Annotated in this window: 1 protein-coding gene; it reads right to left on the bottom strand. The window is 44.3% G+C overall.

Annotated elements, in window-relative coordinates:
* Positions 1–255, bottom strand: a 255-nt coding sequence (locus MM817_RS16745) for an SdrD B-like domain-containing protein (protein WP_241717211.1), incomplete at both ends; no start/stop codon positions are given.

Below are 255 nucleotides of genomic sequence, written 5' to 3'. Positions count from 1 at the left end.
ATAGTAGCTACCGCTAGATAGATTGTCAAAGGAGGCATTACCATTTGAATCCGCTGTAGTGGCACTAACTACTTGACCAGATGAAGTAAACAGATTGACAGTTGCATCTGGAGTGGCATTACTCACACCTAAGTCCTCTACACCATTGGTATCCATCACAGCAAGAGACGGAGTTGCTAATGTGCTTTGATCACTGAAGGTTACCGTATTCGATGGAGCACTTTGCTGACCATCGTAGATCTGCACGACATAGTA

The organism is Sulfoacidibacillus ferrooxidans, from assembly GCF_022606465.1.
GTDB lineage: Bacteria > Bacillota > Bacilli > Alicyclobacillales > SLC66 > Sulfoacidibacillus > Sulfoacidibacillus ferrooxidans.
Note: the sequence above shows the minus strand (reverse complement) of the source record. Positions and strands in the feature narration are given on the sequence as shown.